Annotated in this window: 18 protein-coding genes; 7 read left to right on the top strand and 11 right to left on the bottom strand. The window is 73.4% G+C overall.

Annotation, left to right across the window (positions count from 1 at the left end):
- Positions 1-32: 32 nt before the first annotated feature.
- Positions 33-1,517: a nucleotide-binding protein gene (locus EDD40_RS25475; RefSeq protein ID WP_123745174.1), complete on the top strand. Its 1,485-nt coding sequence runs from the start codon at positions 33-35 to the stop codon at positions 1,515-1,517.
- A 54-nt stretch (positions 1,518-1,571) separates the two neighbouring features.
- Here the strand turns inward: EDD40_RS25475 and EDD40_RS25480 are convergent, their stop codons facing one another.
- A complete protein-coding gene (locus EDD40_RS25480; protein WP_053715371.1) occupies positions 1,572-1,751 on the bottom strand; it encodes a hypothetical protein in 180 nt (59 codons plus the stop codon).
- A 51-nt stretch (positions 1,752-1,802) separates the two neighbouring features.
- Positions 1,803-2,060 (bottom strand): BldC family transcriptional regulator, encoded by a 258-nt coding sequence (locus tag EDD40_RS25485; RefSeq protein WP_246037808.1) that lies wholly within the window; start codon positions 2,058-2,060, stop codon positions 1,803-1,805.
- Between the two features lie 110 nt (positions 2,061-2,170).
- Between EDD40_RS25485 and EDD40_RS25490 the strand changes: the two genes are divergently transcribed.
- A complete protein-coding gene (locus tag EDD40_RS25490) occupies positions 2,171-2,638 on the top strand; it encodes an Lrp/AsnC family transcriptional regulator (protein ID WP_123745175.1) in 468 nt (155 codons plus the stop codon).
- Between the two features lie 11 nt (positions 2,639-2,649).
- Entirely contained in the window at positions 2,650-2,907 is a 258-nt protein-coding gene (locus EDD40_RS25495) for a DUF4229 domain-containing protein (protein WP_268957656.1), read from the top strand.
- Positions 2,908-2,911: 4 nt separating this feature from the next.
- On the opposite strand, the gene EDD40_RS25500 is transcribed toward EDD40_RS25495, so the two are convergent.
- The 3 genes from EDD40_RS25500 to EDD40_RS25510 are packed head-to-tail and all read right to left on the bottom strand — an operon-like array spanning position 2,912 to position 4,583.
- Entirely contained in the window at positions 2,912-3,223 is a 312-nt protein-coding gene (locus EDD40_RS25500) for a hypothetical protein (protein ID WP_123745177.1), read from the bottom strand.
- A complete protein-coding gene (locus EDD40_RS25505) occupies positions 3,220-3,549 on the bottom strand; it encodes a PadR family transcriptional regulator (RefSeq protein ID WP_123745178.1) in 330 nt (109 codons plus the stop codon). Before EDD40_RS25505 ends, EDD40_RS25500 begins: the two co-directional genes overlap by 4 nt.
- Before the next feature lie 41 nt (positions 3,550-3,590).
- Positions 3,591-4,583, bottom strand: coding sequence for an ADP-ribosylglycohydrolase family protein (locus EDD40_RS25510; protein WP_246037809.1), 993 nt, complete (start codon positions 4,581-4,583; stop codon positions 3,591-3,593).
- Positions 4,584-4,651: 68 nt separating this feature from the next.
- Between EDD40_RS25510 and cds1 the strand changes: the two genes are divergently transcribed.
- Positions 4,652-5,701 carry an L-cysteine desulfhydrase Cds1 gene (cds1, locus tag EDD40_RS25515; RefSeq protein WP_268957655.1) on the top strand — a complete coding sequence of 350 codons (1,050 nt, stop codon included), beginning with the start codon at positions 4,652-4,654 and terminating at the stop codon, positions 5,699-5,701.
- Positions 5,702-5,775: 74 nt separating this feature from the next.
- Entirely contained in the window at positions 5,776-6,174 is a 399-nt protein-coding gene (locus tag EDD40_RS25520; RefSeq protein WP_123745180.1) for a hypothetical protein, read from the top strand.
- Positions 6,175-6,238: 64 nt separating this feature from the next.
- Here EDD40_RS25520 and EDD40_RS25525 read toward each other — a convergent pair whose 3' ends face one another.
- The 4 genes from EDD40_RS25525 to EDD40_RS25540 all read right to left on the bottom strand — a co-directional run bounded on the left by EDD40_RS25525 (position 6,239) and on the right by EDD40_RS25540 (position 10,463).
- Entirely contained in the window at positions 6,239-7,111 is an 873-nt protein-coding gene (locus tag EDD40_RS25525) for a 1,4-dihydroxy-2-naphthoate polyprenyltransferase (protein WP_123745181.1), read from the bottom strand.
- A gap of 54 nt (positions 7,112-7,165) precedes the next feature.
- Positions 7,166-8,362 carry a hypothetical protein gene (locus tag EDD40_RS25530; RefSeq protein WP_123745182.1) on the bottom strand — a complete coding sequence of 399 codons (1,197 nt, stop codon included), beginning with the start codon at positions 8,360-8,362 and terminating at the stop codon, positions 7,166-7,168.
- A gap of 128 nt (positions 8,363-8,490) precedes the next feature.
- Positions 8,491-9,552, bottom strand: coding sequence for an o-succinylbenzoate--CoA ligase (gene menE, locus EDD40_RS25535; RefSeq protein WP_123745183.1), 1,062 nt, complete (start codon positions 9,550-9,552; stop codon positions 8,491-8,493).
- On the bottom strand, positions 9,552-10,463 hold the full coding sequence (locus EDD40_RS25540; RefSeq protein ID WP_123745184.1) for a 1,4-dihydroxy-2-naphthoyl-CoA synthase: 912 nt from the start codon (positions 10,461-10,463) through the stop codon (positions 9,552-9,554). Before EDD40_RS25540 ends, menE begins: the two co-directional genes overlap by 1 nt.
- A gap of 95 nt (positions 10,464-10,558) precedes the next feature.
- Between EDD40_RS25540 and menD the strand changes: the two genes are divergently transcribed.
- A complete protein-coding gene (menD, locus tag EDD40_RS25545; RefSeq protein ID WP_123745185.1) occupies positions 10,559-12,181 on the top strand; it encodes a 2-succinyl-5-enolpyruvyl-6-hydroxy-3-cyclohexene-1-carboxylic-acid synthase in 1,623 nt (540 codons plus the stop codon).
- Between the two features lie 56 nt (positions 12,182-12,237).
- Positions 12,238-13,734 carry a M1 family metallopeptidase gene (locus tag EDD40_RS25550; RefSeq protein ID WP_123745186.1) on the top strand — a complete coding sequence of 499 codons (1,497 nt, stop codon included), beginning with the start codon at positions 12,238-12,240 and terminating at the stop codon, positions 13,732-13,734.
- Positions 13,735-13,780: 46 nt separating this feature from the next.
- Here EDD40_RS25550 and EDD40_RS25555 read toward each other — a convergent pair whose 3' ends face one another.
- Both EDD40_RS25555 and EDD40_RS25560 read right to left on the bottom strand, forming a co-directional pair.
- Positions 13,781-14,887 (bottom strand): CU044_5270 family protein, encoded by a 1,107-nt coding sequence (locus EDD40_RS25555; RefSeq protein WP_123745187.1) that lies wholly within the window; start codon positions 14,885-14,887, stop codon positions 13,781-13,783.
- Positions 14,880-15,434, bottom strand: coding sequence for an RNA polymerase sigma factor (locus tag EDD40_RS25560; protein WP_246037810.1), 555 nt, complete (start codon positions 15,432-15,434; stop codon positions 14,880-14,882). Before EDD40_RS25560 ends, EDD40_RS25555 begins: the two co-directional genes overlap by 8 nt.
- Positions 15,435-15,467 lie beyond the last annotated feature (33 nt).

A 15,467-nucleotide genomic window follows, 5' to 3' on the forward strand; every position in this document is an offset into this window, starting at 1 on the left:
TCGATCCGCTTCGCTCAGGGAGGACCCCAGCGGTGACCGGTCGCTACGAGAATCCTGAGCCGTCGTGGCAGCAGCCGGCCGGAGCGGAAGGGCAGCAGCCCAACCCGAACCAGTCGGGTGGCCACCAGGTCGAGCCGGGATCGGGTGCCCACTACGTCGACCCCCAGACCGTGTACCTGGACCCGGCGCAGTCCGGCCCGGTGACCGGGCCCCCGTCGGGCGGGTTCCCGGCGCAGGGCCAGCAGTCCGGCCCGTACCCCGTGCAGGGGCAGCAGTCCGGGCCTTACCCGGTGCAGGGGCAGCAGTCCGGTCCCTACCAGGTACCCGGGCAGCAGTCCGGCGCGTACCAGGTCCCCGGTGGCCAGTCGGGCGCGTACCAGGTCCCCGGCGGCCAGTCGGGCGCGTACCAGGTCTCCGGTGGCCAGTCGGGCGCGTACCAGGTGTCGGGCGGCCAGTCCGGTCCGTACCCCGGCCCGGGGCAGTCGGGCCCGCACCAGCCTGGACCGCAGCAGTCGGGCCCGCACCAGTACCAGGGCGGGTTCCCCAACAACTTCCCGCAGAGCGTGCAGCCCCAGCAGCAGCAGCCGCAGCGGCCCGCCAACGCCAGCGACGTGTCCTCGCAGCAGCTGATCAAGCGCGCGAAGCGCCCGCCGCAGTCAGGCTGGCGCAAGACCGTGCACTCGGTCACCGGCGGCCTGGTCAACCTCGGCGAGAGCCCCGCGGACGTCCGCAGGCGCGAGCTGATCGGCCGGATCAACCAGCCGCTGCGCGGGTGCTACAAGATCGCCATGCTGAGCCTCAAGGGCGGCGTCGGCAAGACCACGACGACGACCACGCTCGGCTCGACGTTCTCCTCGCTGCGCGGCGACCGGGTCATCGCGGTGGACGCCAACCCCGACCGCGGCACGCTGGCGCTGAAGGTGCCCAGGGAGACCACGGCGACCGTGCGGCACCTGCTGCGCGACGCCTCGAAGATCACCCGGTACAGCGACGTGCGCGCGTACACCTCGCAGTCGCCCAGCCGCCTGGAGGTGCTGGCGTCCGAACAGGACCCGGCCGTGTCCGAGGCGTTCAGCGACCTCGACTACCTGCGCACGATGGGGCTGCTGGAGCTCTTCTACAACATCGTGCTCACCGACTGCGGCACCGGCCTGATGCACTCGGCCATGAAGGGCGTGCTCGACCAGGCCGACTCGCTGGTGCTCGTCTCGTCCGGCTCGGTGGACGGCGCGCAGACCTCGGCGGCGACGCTGGACTGGCTGGACGCCCACGGCTACCGCGACCTGGTCGCGAAGTCCGTCGCGGTGATCAACTCGGTGCGGCCGGGCTCGGGCAAGGTCGACCTCGACAAGCTGGCCGCGCACTTCGCCCAGCGCTGCCGCGCCGTGGTGCGCATCCCGTTCGACACGCACCTGGAAGAGGGCGCGGAGATCGAGCTGGACAAGCTCGCCCCGGACACCCGGCTCGCGCTGCTGGAGCTCGCCGCCACCGTGGCCGACGACTTCCCGAACAACTGACCCGCGGGCCGGTCGGGTCACGACGAGGGGGCCTCCGTGCGAGGCCCCGCCGTGTCACTCTTCGTCGTCCGGCTTCTTCTTGCGCTGCTCACCGAGCTTGCGCAGGAAGTCCGGGTCGTCGTCCGGCGCCACGATCCGACGACTGGGGGCGGTATCGACCCGGTTCGGTCCGAACGCACGCCACAGCAGCACGGCGATGGTGAGCGCACCGATCACCGCGAGCAGGTAGAGCATGGTCGCCACCTCCTTTGCCACGACATTACCCGTGCCGCGGAGGTGACGCGGTCAGTGGCGGACGGGCTCGGTCGCCTCGGTGGTCAGCTGGGACAACAGCTGCTGGACCTCGGACTCCCGGAACCTCCGGTGACCGCCCGGCGTGCGGATCGAGCCGATCCGGCCGGCGGTGGCCCACCGGGTGACCGTCTTCGGGTCGACCCGGAACAGGCTCGCGACCTCGCCCGGCGTGAGCAGGCGCTCCCCCTGGTGTCCCTGCGTCAACGTCACGGCATCCTCCCCGGTGGCGAACAGACGTACCGGACGCATCGTGGCACCTCACCCATCGGGTACTCGAACGCTTGGGTGATGGTAAAGAGGTAGTAAGGGACGAAGCGCGCGGTTCGGACATCGGGGGCGGTGGGCCTACGCTGTGCCCGGTGGACGCTCTTGATCGTCAGATCATCGCCGCCCTCCGGGAGAACGGCCGGGCCACCTACGCCGACCTGGGGCGCAAGGTGGGCCTCTCGGCCTCCGCCGTGCACGAGCGGGTCGGCAAGCTGGAAGCCACGGGGGTGATCGTCGGCTACCACGCCGTGGTCGACCCGAGCGCCGTGGGCCTGGGCGTGACCGCGCTGGTCAGCATCCACCCCACCGACACCGCGGACGATGACGAGCTGGCGGTCGCGCTGGCCGAGCTGGTCGAGGTCGAGTCGTGCTACCGGGTGGCGGGCGACGAGTCGTTCATCGTGAAGGTCCGGGTCGCCACGGTGGACGACCTGGAGCGCTCGCTGGGCCGGTTGCGGCGCATCCAGGGCGTCGCGCGCACGCGCACCACCGTCGTGCTGTCCACCCGGTTCGAGGGCCGTCCGAACACCGCGGCGGCCGGTCCCCCGGGCGACGCGTAGCCTGGGTAACCGTGCACCTGGGTCGTGATGTGACGCTCTACATCGGCGCGCGCCTGGGCATGGTCGCCGCGGTCACCGCGCTGCTCGTGCTCGCCAACGTGCCGCTGCTGGTCGCCCTCGCCGTCGGCGTGGTGGTGGCGCTGCCGCTGTCGCTGTTCGTGTTCGGCGGGCTGCGCAAGCGGGTCGCGCAGGGGCTCGAGGAGAAGCAGGCCGTGCGGCGCGCCGAGCGCGAGAAGCTGCGCGCGCAGTTGCGCGGCGACACCGCCTAGTCCCTCACATCACCAGCAGGATCGCCCCGCCGAGGTTGGCCAGCACCATCACGGCCAGCACCGCGCCGATGTTCGTGCTCTCGCGCAGCCGCAGGGCCAGCGCCAGCGGGCCGATCGGCAGCACCAGCGGCTTGCGCTCCCGGCTCGCGATGCGCAGGGCGCCCACCGCCACGCCGAGCGGGCTCAGGCCCAGCTCGCCCGCGCCCGCCACGTCGGCGCGCCACTGCTCCAGGTAGCGGTCCCGCTGCTCGCGCCGCAGCCGCAGCGCGGCGACCCGCACCGCGGCCAGGGCGAGTCGGGTGGTGAGTCTGCTCATCGGGCGACCTCCGGTCGGGTGGCGGGCCTGGCCTTCGTCCGACCGCCGGCCCTGCCGGCGGCCTTCGCGCACGCCTTGGCCGCCTCCAGGGCGCCGCCGGGCGTGAGCACGTACATCCGCCGACGGGGTCCGCGGCGTTCGCTGTCGTCGTCCCAGGACGAGGTGACCCACCCGGCCCGTTCCAGGCGGTCGAGCAGCGGGTAGACGCTGCCGGACGGGCGCCCGGTCAGCTTGATGATCTCCAGGCCCCAGCGCGGCTGGTCGCTCTCCAGGAGCACTCCCAGCACGTCGACCGTGGCCCCTCCGATGCGTCCGAGCGGTTCCACGACACAAGACTACCTATGTAGATTAAGGCCTGTCCAGCGCTTCAGCCCGCGAACGTGGCCTCCGCGTCGTCGACCAGGCGCTCGATCACGTCCCGCAGCTCCAGCGCCTCCAACCAGCGCGCCGGGACGGCCCCCACCCCGTCCCGCGCGCCGAGCAGGTTCCCGCACAGCGCGCCGGTCGAGTCGCTGTCCCCGGAGTGGTTGACCGCGAGCAGCAGCCCGTCCGCCAGGTCGCGCGCGGCCAGCGCGGTCAGCACCGCGATCGCCAACGCCTCCTCGCCGACCCACCCGCCGCCCAACGTCGTCTCGATCACCTCGGGCGTCGGGCGCACGCCGCCGACACCCAGCTCGACGGCGAGGTCCAGCAGGGCCAGCTGCTCCTCGTGGCCGTCCCACCGGACCAGCTCGGCGCGGGCCACCTCGATCGCGGCCGGCAGCGGCACGCCCGCCAGCACCTGCTGCACCAGCACGGCCAGCACGCCCGCGGACAGGTAGCCGCTGGGGTGGCCGTGGGTCAGCGCGCCGGTCGCGGCGGCCAGGTCGAACACCTCGCGCACGTCGTCGGACCACAGCGCCACCGGCGCCGCGCGCATCACCGCGCCGCAGCCCTTGGAGTCGTTGATCGGCGAGTCCACCGTGCCGAGCGCGCCCGAGCGCAACGCGGCCAGGCAGGTGGCGCCGGGGGCGCGCTGGTCGTGCAGCTCGGGCACGTCCAGCAGCCACCCGTCCGGTCCGACCTCCGGGCCGCCCTGCGTGCGCAGCCACCGCGCGTACGCCACGCGCACCTCGTGCGCCGGGTCGCTGCCGCGCTTGCGGGCCAGCAGCAGGCCTTCCAGCGTGAACAGGGTCATCTGGGTGTCGTCGGTGATCGCGCCGAGCCGGCCGTAGGCGGGCGCGTAGTCGGTCAGACCCGAGGGGCCGAACCGGCTGCGGATGCGGTCGATCCGGTCGAACTCGATCGCACCGCCGAGCGCGTCGCCCACGGCGCCGGCGAGGAGGCTGCCGCGGAGTGAGCCGATCCGAAGTGGGTTCACGTCGCAGAAGTTATCGTGCCGGCGTGACGACTTCGGTAGATCGATGTAGCTCCCGGACCAGGGAATGGGTGTGCGAGGCCGTCCGCATCATCGAAGCGGACGCCAACCGCAGCGCCGACACGCACCTGCTGCGCTTCCCCCTCCCACCGGAGTGGGGGATCGACCTGTACTTGAAGGACGAGTCGACCCACCCCACCGGCTCGCTCAAGCACCGGCTCGCCCGATCGCTGTTCCTGTACGCCATCTGCAACGGCTGGGTGGTCGGCGGCACGCCCGTGATCGAGGCGTCGTCCGGTTCGACCGCCGTGTCGGAGGCGTACTTCGCGCGGCTGCTCGGGTTGCCGTTCATCGCGGTGATGCCCCGGTCCACCAGCCGGGAGAAGGTGGCGCTGATCGAGCGCCAGGGCGGCCGGTGCCACTTCGTGGACGAGCCGGGCGCGATCTACGACGAGTCGCGGCGGCTCGCGGCCGAGCTGGACGGGCACTTCATGGACCAGTTCACGCACGCCGAGCGGGCGACGGACTGGCGCGGCAACAACAACATCGCCGAGTCGGTGTTCCAGCAGATGGAGCTGGAGGCCGCGCCCGAGCCGGAGTGGATCGTGGTGGGCGCGGGCACCGGCGGCACGAGCGCCACCATCGGCCGCTACATCCACTACCGGAAGCTGCGGACCCGGCTGGCCGTGGTGGACCCGGAGCACTCGGTGTTCTTCGACGCGTGGTGCGACGGGAACCCGTCGTTGACCGGCACCCGGGGCTCGCGCATCGAGGGCATCGGCCGCCCGCGCGTGGAGCCGTCGTTCATCGGCGACGTGATCGACCGGATGATCAAGGTGCCGGACGCGGCGTCGCTGGCGACGATCCGGCACGTCGAGGAGGTGCTGGGTCGGCGGGTCGGCGGGTCGACCGGCACGAACCTGTGGGGCGCGTTCCAGCTGATCGCGGAGCTGCGGGCGTCGCGGCTGCGCGGGAGCGTGGTGACGTTGCTGTGCGACGGCGGCGAGCGTTACGCCAACACCTACTACGACGACGAGTGGGTCGCCGCGCAGGGCATGGACCTCGAACCGCACCTGGCCACGCTGGCGAGGTTCCGCTCGACCGGCACGTGGGACCGCTGATTCTCGCTTTCGTGGGAACGCGCGGCGCGTGCCGTGCGTCGCAGCGTGGATCGGCGCGTCGGAAGGGGTGTGCGGTGATCGGGTGGCGGACGGCGGAGGTGCTCACGGCGGAGGACGTGCTGGCCAGGTCGGTCGCCGATGCCGACAAGGCGATGCGCGAGGCGGCGAAGCTGCGGTACCCGCAGCGCGAGCCGTCGGCCGACGACGTGCGGCGGGTGATGCAGTACGCGAAGTCGAACGCGGCGACGCCGGAGCTGCGGGCGTTGCAGCGGCGGATCGCGGGCGGCTACCTGAGCTGGCGGCAGGTCCTCATGGGCGAGGCCGCCGAGGACCGGGGCGTGAAGGCGGCGCTGGAAGCGGACCGCGAGGCCCTGGCCGCCTTGTGCCGCGGCGAGGAGCCGCGCGTCGTCCCGCCCGAACCCGAACCGCGTGACGACGACGAGCCGATGTCGTTCACCGAGGACGCCTGGTAGCCGGTCACCGGTCCGCGTCGGGACCCCCGGCCGGCTCGCCTGGCTGCGCGCGGGCGCCGAGCGGTCAGCCCAGCACCAGCGCGACCGGCACGGCGATGCCCCAGACGAGCATGGCCAGGCCCGTGTCGCGCAGCACGGGGATCAGGTCGCGGCCCTTGCTGCCGTTCAGCACCCGACGCGCGCCGAGCACGGCGAGCGGCAGGGCCAGGAAGCCGATCAGGGCCAGCGGCACGCGCAGGCCGATCGCCAGCGTGATCAGGAACGGGATCGAGACCAGGGCCAGGTACAGCCGGCGGGCGTCGCGGTCGCCCAGGGTGGAGGCCAGGGTCCGCTTGCCCGCCTGGACGTCGGTCGGGATGTCGCGCAGGCTGTTCGCGATCATCACACCGGTCGAGAACGCGCCCATCGCGACCGCGCCGCCGATGCCGATGCCGGTGACCTCCCCGGTCTGCACGTACAACGTGCCGAGCACCGCCGCCGGCCCGAAGAACAGGAACACGGCCAGCTCGCCCAGGCCCGAGTACCCGTACGGCTTGCGGCCACCGGTGTAGAACCACGCCGCCGCGATGCACACCGCGCCGAACGCCACCATCCAGTACCGGCCCGACAGCACCACCAGCGCCAAGCCCGCCACCGCGGCCACGCCCAGCGACGCGAACGCCGCCGCGCGCACCGCCCGCGGGTCGGCCGCACCCGAGCCGACCAGCCGGAACGGGCCGACGCGGTGCGCGTCCGTCCCCCGGATGCCGTCGGAGTAGTCGTTGGCGTAGTTCACGCCGACCTGCAACGCCACCGCCACCACGAGCGCCAGCGCCGCCCGGGTCGGGTCGAAGCCGTCGATGTGGTGCGCGGCGCCCGCGCCGACCAGCACCGGCGCGATCGAGTTCGGCAGCGTGCGGGGGCGGGTCCCCGATACCCACTGGGCGACTGTGGCCATGTCGGACATCCTCCGACATGGTGAACGGGGACCCGCTCCCGGGTGGCCGCGTGATCAGCAGGCAGTGGCGCCCGACACGCCCGACACGTACGCGCGGGCGATGAACTTGCCCGACGCGATCCGGAACCAGATGTTCGACGTGCCCTGCGAGCCCGTCACCGACTGGCCCGTCACCTGGCACTCGACCCGCACCTGCGCGTAGTTCGCGGCCAGGCCGACCTGGGAGGCGGTCGAGGTCGCGCCGCTGCGCACGTTCAGCGGGTCGCCCGCGGTGCGCACGAAGCCGGCCGGGCCCGATCCGGTCCACTGGTAGGTGACCGTGACCCACGAGTTGTCGGTCAGCTTCAGGCCGTCCCAGAACGTGCCGTCGGCCAGGTCGATGCCCGCCGGGTTGGCCACGGCGCGGCCGAACTGGTCCTTGCCGCCGTTGTAGCCGTCCTGGTAGGCGGCCTGCGCCTCGGGCTTGCCCTGGGGCAGGTCCTTCCACATCTCCCGGGTGGACGACGGGTTCCAGTAGTCGTCCTTGGTGTTCCACGGGCCGACGTCCCACACCGGGGCCCACTCGCACCGGCCGTTCGACGCGCACACCCGCACGCTGTAGGTGCCGGTGCCCTTGGCGGACAGGCCGCGCCGGGACGGCAGTGCGACGAAGTGGTCGCGGCTGACGATCACGTGCCCGTTCGCGGTGGTGCCGCCGACCAGGCCCTCACGGGTCGCGTAGACCCGGTAGGACAGGCCCGCGGCCTGCGCGCCGACGTCCGACGTGGCGACCGCGGTGAACGCCCGCAGGTCCACCCGGCTCACCTCGGGCGACGCCTTCTCGGCCGTCAGCGCCAACCGGACCTGCACGGTGGTGACCTCGGTGGGCAGCACGGCGGGCGCGTCGGGGCGCGCCTCGACCCACTCGGTCCACTGCTCGTCGCCCACCGCGCCGCGCACGTCCACGGCGACTTCCGCGCCGGCGGGGACGCTGCTCCGCACGGTCGCGGCGACGGCGTTGACCGGCGCGTCGAACGTCCGCGGGTCGAGTTGCAGGAACCCGGTGCGGACGGCGGCCCGCGCGCTGGCGGGCGTCGGCGCGGCGCGGTCGAGCCGCACCGCGCCGTGGTGCGCGGTGACGCCGTTGTCGTCGGCGTTCACGGTGGAGAGGTCGGCCGTCCACTCGCGGTCGGTCTCGGCGGCGGCGGGCGCCGCCAGACCGGCGGTCAGGACGGTGGCGACGGCGAGCGGTATCAGGTAGCGCCTGGTCATCGCAGCACTCCTCGTCCGGGCGCGCGGTGCGGTGGTGACCGCGGCAGGGCCGCGCGCCTCGGCGCTGCCGAGCCAATCGCCTGGCGTGGTTACCTGTCAACCAACAATCTTGCTATTAAGACAGAAACTCACCCAAACGAGCTAGCGACCGCCTTCCGATCCACCTTGCCGGGCCCGCGCAACGGCAGTTCCGCCATGAACGCGACCCGCTTCGGCATGGCGAACCGCCCCACCACGTCGCCGACCGCCGCGCACAGCTCGTCCGCGTCGGGCGGGTCACCCGGATCTTCCGGCACCACGGCCGCGGCCACCACTTGACCCCACTCGGGGTCGGGCAGGCCCACCACGCACGCCTCCCGCACGCCAGGTTGGGCGGCCAGCACCCGTTCGACCCTGGTCGGCGCGATGTTCTCGCCGCCGCTGATGATCACGTCGTCGGCCCGGCCGAGCACCTCCACCGTGCCGTCGGGGCGGACGCGGCCGAGGTCGCCGGTGCGGAACCACTCGCCGAACGGCTCGCCGCCCTGGTAGCCCAGCGCCAGCACCGGGCCGCCGACCTCGATCCGGCCGCCGACCAGCCGCACGCGCACGCCGTCCAGCGGCAGCCCGTCGTAGACGCACCCGCCGGACGTCTCGCTCATCCCGTACGTGGTGACCACCCGGACGCCGAGCCGCCGCGACCGCTCCAGCAGGCTGGGCGGGGTGGCCGCGCCGCCGATCAGCACGGCGTCGAACTGCCGGGCGGCGGCCAGCCCCGGGCCCTCGGTGGCGACCAGGCGGGCCAGCTGGGTGGGCACGAGCGCGGTGTAGTGGCGTCCCGGCGTGGCCAGCACCGGCCGGGCGGCGACGGCGAAGTCGGCGGCGCGGAACCCGGGCTCCAGATCCATCACGCCCGGCTCGACGCCCGCCACGACCGACCGCACCAGCACCTGGATGCCCGCGATGTGCGTGGTCGGCAGGGCGAGCAGCCACCGGCCGGGGCCGCCGAGGCGGGCGTGGGTCAGCTCGGCGGACGTGGTGAGCGCGTCCGCGCCGAGCAGCACGGTCTTCGGCTCGCCGGTGGAGCCGGACGTCGTGACCGCGAGCGCGGCCCCGGCCTCCCAGCCGCGCGACGGCGGCAGGTCGCCGGGCTGTGCCCGCACCGCGTCGCCGCCGGCCAGGGCGGCGCGCAGCTCCTCGAGGGTCGCCATCAGTAGAAGTAGGGGTAGTCGGACCAGTCCGGCGGGCGCTTCTCCAGGAAGGCGTCCCGGCCCTCCACCGCCTCGTCGGTCATGTACGCCAGGCGCGTGGTCTCGCCCGCGAAGATCTGCTGCCCGACCAGGCCGTCGTCGATCAGGTTGAACGCGTACTTCAGCATCCGCTGCGCCGTCGGCGACTTGCCGTTGATCTCCTTCGCCCACTCCAGCGCCGTCGACTCCAGCTCGGCGTGCGGCACGACCGCGTTCACCGCGCCCATCTGCCGCATCTCCTCGGCGCCGTACGCCCGGCCGAGGAAGAAGATCTCGCGGGCGAACTTCTGGCCGACCTGCCGCGCCAGGTACGCCGAGCCGTAGCCGCCGTCGAAGCTGCCGACGTCGGCGTCGGTCTGCTTGAACCTGGCGTGCTCGGCGCTGGCCAGCGTGAGGTCGCACACCACGTGCAGGCTGTGCCCGCCGCCGGCCGCCCACCCGGGCACGACCGCGATGACGACCTTCGGCATGAACCGGATCAGGCGCTGGCACTCCAGGATGTGCAGCCTGCCCGCCCGCGCCGGGTCGATGGTCTCCGCCGTCTCGCCCGACGCGTACTGGTAGCCGCTGCGCCCGCGGATGCGCTGGTCACCGCCCGAGCAGAACGCCCAGCCGCCGTCGCGCGGCGACGGGCCGTTGCCGGTGAGCAGGACGCACCCGACGTCCGAGCTCATCCGGGCGTGGTCCAGCGCGCGGTACAGCTCGTCGACCGTGTGCGGCCGGAACGCGTTGCGCACCTCGGGCCGGTCGAACGCGATGCGCACCGTGCCCTGGTCGACCGCGCGGTGGTAGGTGATGTCGGTGAAGTCGAAGCCCTCGACCCGCTTCCAGCGGGCGGCGTCGAACAGCTCGGAAACGTCCTGATCTGCCACGGCAGGGACAATAGGCCCGCGTGGCGGCCGGGAGCGGGACCGGCCCGGCTCAGCGCGTGGGACCACCTGGTCGCGGGCTGAGCGACAATGTGCGGGTGAACCCGTCCACCGCGCAGGCCAGGGTGCTCGTCGACGAGCTGATCCGCAACGACGTCCGACACGTCGTGCTGAGCCCCGGATCGCGCAACGCGCCGCTGTCGTTCGCCCTGCACGAGGCAGCCGCGGCCGGCCGGCTCACCCTGCACGTGCGCGTGGACGAGCGCACCGCGGGCTTCCTCGCCCTGGGCCTGGCCAGGGGCAGCGGCGAGGTCACCGCCGTCACCTGCACCTCCGGCACCGCCGTGGCGAACCTGCACCCCGCCGTGCTGGAGGCCAGGCACTCGGGCGTGCCGGTCATCGCGCTCACCGCGGACCGGCCGGTCGAGCTCTACCGCACGGGCGCCAGCCAGACCGTGGACCAGCAGCGCGTCTTCGGCCTGGACACGCTCCAGTTCCCCGTCGCCGAACGCCGCGACGACCAGAACGGCCTGTGGCGCTCGCTGGTGTGCCGCGCCGTCGCCACCGCGCGGGACCAGGGCCCGGTGCACGTCAACGTCCCGTTCCGCGAACCCCTCGTGCCGGACGCCGCCGACGACTGGCCGGAGAGCCTGGACGGCCGCCCGTTCGACATGCCGTGGACCCGCGCGGCCCGCCGCACGACCACCTCGACGCACGCCGCCGACCACCTCGGCCCGCGCACCCTGGTGATCGTCGGCGACACCGGGCACGACCTGTCCGACCTGGCCGACCGCGCCGGCTGGCCGGTCGTCGCCGAACCCACCGGCCACGGCCTGCGCCACGGCACGCTCCTGCTCAACGCGGGCGAGCTGCCCGAGCACCTCCGGCCGCGGGCCGTGGTCGTGGTCGGCCGCGCCACCCTCTCCCGGGGTGTGCTCAACCTCATCGCGCGGACCCCCGTCGTGCACGTGCTGTCCGACGAGCTCGACTGGCCGGACCCGCGGTTCGCCGCCACGCACACGTCGACCGACCTGGTCCTGGGCGAGCACGACGTGGACGACGACTGGCTCACCGCCTGGCAGCACGCGGACAAGGCGGTCGCCGACGTGGTGGACGGCCTGCTGGCGGAGCAGCCGTGGCCCACCGGCCTGCACGTGGCCCGCGACCTGGTGGCCGCGCTGCCGCCGGGCGCGAACCTGTTCCTCGGCTCGTCCAACCCGGTCCGCGACGTCGACCTGGTCGCCGCGCCGCGCCGCGACGTGCGCACCTACGCCAACCGGGGCGTGGCCGGCATCGACGGCAGCGTCTCCACCGCCGCGGGCATCGCGCTCACCCGGGGCCCGACCTACGCCCTGATCGGCGACCTGACGTTCCTGCACGACGCGAACGGCCTGCTCATCGGCCCGGACGAGCCGAGACCCGACCTGACGGTCGTCGTGCTCAACGACGACGGCGGCGGCATCTTCGCGTTGCTGGAGCAGGGCGCGAAGGAGCACGAGCGGACCTTCGAACGCGTTTTCGGCACGCCGCACGGCGTCGACCTGGAGTCGCTGTGCGCGGCGCACCACGTGCCGCACACGCGGGCCACGACACCGGAAGAGCTGAACCGGGCGCTCGACCGGCCGAGCGGAATCCGGGTGGTGGAAATCCGGGCGAAACGAGACGAATTGCGCGATTTGCACGCCCGTTTGAAAACCGCCGTGTCAACCGCGTTCCACTAGGGGGAATCCTACCGACGGGGGTACAGACCGCCGGTGGCCGCGACTAGCTTCGCCGCATGTCCCTGAGAGCGAAGCTGACCCTCGGTACCGCCACCGCGGCGTCCCTGCTCCTGCTCGCCGGCACGGCGACGGCGGCCCAACCGGGAGCACCTGGCATCGGCGACCCGTACTACCCGAATGCGGGAAACGGCGGGTACGACGTCTCCCATTACGACATCAGGCTCAACTACCAGCCGGCCGACGACACCCTGTCCGGCACCACGACGATCCTGGCCAAGACCACCCAGGACCTGAGCCGGTTCAACCTCGACTTCCTGCTGAAGGTCAGTTCGGTCCGGGTGAACAACAAGGTCGCCGCGTTCTCCCAGTCCGGCGGTGAGCTCGTGGTCGACCCGCGCGGCACGCTGCGCGAGGGCTCCAACGTGACGGTCGTCGTCACGTACGCCGACGTGCCCTCGACGCACGCCGTGGACGGCTACACGTCGTGGAAGCGGACGCCGGACGGCGCGCTGGCGATCGACCAGCCCGACATCGCGCCGTGGTGGTTCCCGAGCAACAACCACCCGACCGACAAGGCCAGGTTCGACATCTCGGTGGCCGTGCCCACCGGCGTCGAGGTGCTCTCCGGCGGTCTGTTCGGCGGCACGACCCAGCAGATCAACGGCTGGACCCGGTGGCGCTACCGCAGCCTGGAGCCGCAGGCCACGTACCTGGCGTTCATCGCCATCGGCCAGTTCGAGATCCGCCAGTCGACCGCGCCGAACGGCCAGCCGGTGCTCAACGCCTACTCGGAGCGGCTGGGCGCGGACCACGGCGCCTCCGTCGCCAGCATCGAGCGCACGCCCGAGGTGACGGAGTTCCTGGAGGGCCACTTCGGGCCGTACCCGTTCGAGGCGCAGGGCGGCGTGGTCGCGCCGGGCATCGGCTTCGCGCTGGAGAACCAGACCCGCCCGACCTACGACGCCGGGTTCTTCCGCCGCGGCTCGAACACCTACGTCGTCACGCACGAGATGGCGCACCAGTGGTTCGGCGACTCGGTGTCCGTGCACGGCTGGAAGGACATCTGGCTGAACGAGGGCTTCGCCAGCTACGCCGAGTGGCTGTGGTCCGAGCACGTCGGCGAGGGCACCGTCCAGGAGAACGCCGACTTCGTCTACGCCTCCTACCCCGCCGACGACGGGTTCTGGCAGGTGCTGCCCGGTGACCCGGGCGCGGCGAACCAGTTCCACGGCGCGGTGTACGACCGGGGCGCGCTGACCGTGCACGCGCTGCGCGCCGAGATCGGCGACGAGGCGTTCTTCCGGCTGCTGCAGGAGTGGCCGGCCGCGAAGCGCAACGGCGACGCGACGACGGACGAGTTCATCGCCTTCGCCGAGGCGCTGTCCGGCAAGCAGCTCGACGAGCTGTTCCGGACCTGGCTGTTCACGCCGGTCAAGCCGGCCGTCGCGCCGGGTTCGGGCGGCTTCGCGGCGCGGGCGGCGGCCGCGGCCGAACCGAAGTCGTACCAGAAGATCCGGGAGACGCACGAGCTGCTCGCGGGTCATCGGCACTGAGGACCGGTGGCGGGCCGCCCTCCCGGTGAGGGCGGCCCGCCGCGGCTCAGCCGGTCTCGCCGAGCCCGCCGACGACCTTCGTGGTGATGGCGCTGTAGCCGGTGACGGTGCCCGGCTCGATGTACGGCTCGTGGGGCTGCGGGCCGGCGACGGTGCGCTCGCCGATGAAGTCGCCGGTGGCGGGGTCCACGATCAGCTCGCGCCGCTCGTGCACGTCCTCGATGGTGACGGCGACGCCGACCCGGCCGTCGAGGTTCGCCCTGCCGTCGGCCACCGTGACGCCGTCGAGCAGCGCGAGCGCCCGGTAGAGCGAGGCGCGCAGGTCGGCGGGCACGAGACCGGTGTGCAGGAGCTGCACGCCGAAGTGGAACACCGCGGCCGGCGTGCCGCCGCGCTGCGCCGTGAGGTCGCGCAGCCACTGGAGCAGGGCCCGCGGGTCGCGGGGGAGCGGCGCGTAGAAGTCCGGGTTGTCCCAGTCGGCCGGGTCGCCGCACACCTTCTCCGGCAGGGACCCGGGGAAGAAGTCGCCGCACGCGCCCCGGCGCTCGCCCTTCGCGGTCACGTCGGGCTCGGGCAGCGGCGCCTCGGATTGCGGCACGGTGCCGCCGAGCCACTTCGCGCCCGCCAGCGGCGTGCGCCGGTTCAGCCACTCCCGGGTCACGTCCTGCGGGATCCACGTCTCGGTGCGCGATTCGACCAGGTACGCGTAGCCGGAGGGCGCGGCGGCCGGCTCGTCGACCGACGTCCCGATCATCACGCCGCGCCTGTTCCACTCGTGCGCCGCGATGTAGCGGTACTGGCCGGCCGCCAACGGCTGGTCGACAGCCGTGATCGCGTCGGCCGCCCGCGTCAGGTACTCCCGCGCGGACAGCAGCTCGACGGCCGGCGGCGTCGTGCCGGCAGGCGCCCCGGAGGACGTGCCGGCCACGGCCGGCTGCTGCCCGGCCCCGTCGTCGAGCACGACCACACCCGTGATCAGGGCCGCCGCCGCGGCGACGGCGACGGGCGCGAGCCACCGGGCGTGGCGCGCGCGCTTCGGGGCCGAGGACGCCGCCGCGGCGGCCAGGACGCGGGCGCGCACGGCGTCCAGCGGCACCTCGGCGGTGCGGACGTCGTGGTGCAGGCGGTCGAGGGCGTCGTCGAGTTCACGCATCGCGGTTCTCCTCGGTGAGCAGGGCTTGGAGCCTGGTGCGGACCCGGTGCAGCCGGGAGCGGACGGTGCTGGCGGGCTCGCCGAGCGCGGCGGCCACCTCGGACGGGCTCAGCCCGGCCCACGACGTGAGCAGGAGCGCGTCCCGGTCCTCGTCGCGCAGGTCGGCCAGGGCGCCGGCGAGCAGCTCGGCGTGCCGCTGCGCGTCGACCCGGTCGGCGACCGCGCCGCCGTGGTCGGGTTCGGGGCGGCCGACCGCGCGCAGGCCCGCGCGTCGGCCGCGGGTCTCCCGGCGGACGTGCTCGCGCACGAGGTTGGTGGCGATCCCGTAGAGCCAGCCCGTCACCGGCGCGCGGTCGGGGTCGTAGCTGTGCCGCCGCTTCAACGCCACCAGGAACGTCTCGGCGACGAGGTCGTCGGCCGCGGCATCGCCGACCCGGCCCGCCAGGTAGCCGCGCAGCCGCCGCGCGTGCGCGTCGAACAGCTCGGCGAACGCGGCCGTGACGTCCGGCCCGCGCAGGTCCGGTGGTTCGTCCAGTGCTGTGGTCACGTACCGGTTGGCCGAAGTGCCCTCGGGCGTCCC

The organism is Saccharothrix texasensis, from assembly GCF_003752005.1.
Taxonomy (GTDB): Bacteria; Actinomycetota; Actinomycetes; order Mycobacteriales; family Pseudonocardiaceae; genus Actinosynnema; species Actinosynnema texasense.

Excerpts from the sequence above, each read along its gene's own strand:
- EDD40_RS25485 (WP_246037808.1), bottom strand. The coding sequence starts at position 2,060 with ATGCGTCCGGTACGTCTGTTCGCCACCGGGGAGGATGCCGTGACGTTG.
- EDD40_RS25530 (WP_123745182.1), bottom strand. The coding sequence starts at position 8,362 with ATGACCAGGCGCTACCTGATACCGCTCGCCGTCGCCACCGTCCTGACC.
- EDD40_RS25500 (WP_123745177.1), bottom strand. The coding sequence starts at position 3,223 with ATGAGCAGACTCACCACCCGACTCGCCCTGGCCGCGGTGCGGGTCGCC.
- EDD40_RS25550 (WP_123745186.1), top strand. The coding sequence starts at position 12,238 with ATGTCCCTGAGAGCGAAGCTGACCCTCGGTACCGCCACCGCGGCGTCC.
- EDD40_RS25525 (WP_123745181.1), bottom strand. The coding sequence starts at position 7,111 with ATGGCCACAGTCGCCCAGTGGGTATCGGGGACCCGCCCCCGCACGCTG.
- EDD40_RS25480 (WP_053715371.1), bottom strand. The coding sequence starts at position 1,751 with ATGCTCTACCTGCTCGCGGTGATCGGTGCGCTCACCATCGCCGTGCTG.
- menE (WP_123745183.1), bottom strand. The coding sequence starts at position 9,552 with ATGGCGACCCTCGAGGAGCTGCGCGCCGCCCTGGCCGGCGGCGACGCG.
- EDD40_RS25555 (WP_123745187.1), bottom strand. The coding sequence starts at position 14,887 with ATGCGTGAACTCGACGACGCCCTCGACCGCCTGCACCACGACGTCCGC.